We start from the raw sequence: 1,174 nt of genomic DNA on the forward strand, positions 1-1,174 counted from the left end.
CTGTTTGTGTCCTTCATGTGTGAACGATGTCGTGAGACAGGTGGTGAAGGATGTCGCGACACAGGGTGTGCATGATGTCGTGACACAGTCAGTGATCGATGTCGTGAGACAGGAGTGAACGATGTCGGGCAACCAGACACCGCTATCCCGACCATGTAATGTGTCGCGACATCGTTCACTCGATGTCGCGGCACATTTTTATTGTCTCCCGTGCCGCCAGGCTGGGTCACCCCAGGTCAGGCCCAGAGCAAAACATCACTGCTGGACGCCTGAGCGCTCAGCTCACATCGGTTCGAATGGTCAGCAGGAAGGCGGAATCCTCGTGCGCCTGCACGGAGTGCCTCTCCGGAGGTATCGTCATGAGATCACCGGCGCTGAGCTCCCACGACTCCTCGGCTGAGGACAATGCCACACGTCCCTGCAGCACCTGCAGCGTCGCCTCCGGCGGAGAATCGTGTTCGGCCATCTTGGTCCCTGCCGTCAAGGTCAGCAGCGCTTGTTTGAGATAACGCCCGCTGTAGACACCGTGGGCAGCCCGCCCGCTGTTTGTACCACGCGCCTTTTCCAGAAGTTCGCTCGTCAGCTCACCAAGGTTTTGAGTCTGGGAATTGTCCGTCATCGTATCTCCTGTCCTAATGTCGAGTTCACGAGGGCGTGAAACCATATTTCATTCCCGCCGTCACCCTGATGCTAACTTGAAGTTGATCAGTTTCAGACCAACAGTGGAGGTTCCCATGACAGATGAGACCGCGCCCGAAATCATCGACGTGCGCACGGTACCAAAACCTGAACGGCACCCGTTCGTCATGGCCGCCTATCAGAAACTCGATGTCGGTTCCGGACTGATCCTCATCAACGATCATGAACCCAAGAACCTCAAAATCGAGATGGAGGCCGAGTACGCTGAGGCGCTGGCCTGGGAACCGCAGGCATCGGATGACCAGGAATTTCGGGTTCTCATCAGCAAGCGAGCAGGAACACCACTCCCCCGCGTCCTCGCTGATGTAGGTGAACTCGGCGGGGCGGAAGTTGTCAAGGTGAATGAGGCCAAAGGGAGTTAGGCGGCTTGCTGATCGACGACTGATTCTTCGGGTTTGTTGATCCAGGCGGTCTCAGGCAGGTCGAGTGCCTTTGGGACCTTGCCAGAGCCGAACCGTTCAGGGTGGGCAGCCCG

General features: G+C 57.6%; 2 protein-coding genes. One reads left to right on the forward strand and one right to left on the reverse strand.

The features are described 5' to 3' along the window. Positions 1–277: 277 nt before the first annotated feature. Positions 278–619 (reverse strand): cupin domain-containing protein, encoded by a 342-nt coding sequence (locus tag BSP239C_RS20390; protein ID WP_101575107.1) that lies wholly within the window; start codon positions 617–619, stop codon positions 278–280. Positions 620–734: 115 nt separating this feature from the next. On the opposite strand from BSP239C_RS20390, the gene BSP239C_RS20395 reads away from it, so the two are divergent. Then, positions 735–1,061, forward strand: coding sequence for a DUF2249 domain-containing protein (locus BSP239C_RS20395; RefSeq protein ID WP_180959131.1), 327 nt, complete (start codon positions 735–737; stop codon positions 1,059–1,061). Positions 1,062–1,174 lie beyond the last annotated feature (113 nt).

This window comes from Brevibacterium sp. 239c (genome assembly GCF_900169365.1).
GTDB lineage: Bacteria > Actinomycetota > Actinomycetes > Actinomycetales > Brevibacteriaceae > Brevibacterium.

Excerpts from the sequence above, each read along its gene's own strand:
- BSP239C_RS20390 (WP_101575107.1), bottom strand. The coding sequence starts at position 619 with ATGACGGACAATTCCCAGACTCAAAACCTTGGTGAGCTGACGAGCGAA.
- BSP239C_RS20395 (WP_180959131.1), top strand. The coding sequence starts at position 735 with ATGACAGATGAGACCGCGCCCGAAATCATCGACGTGCGCACGGTACCA.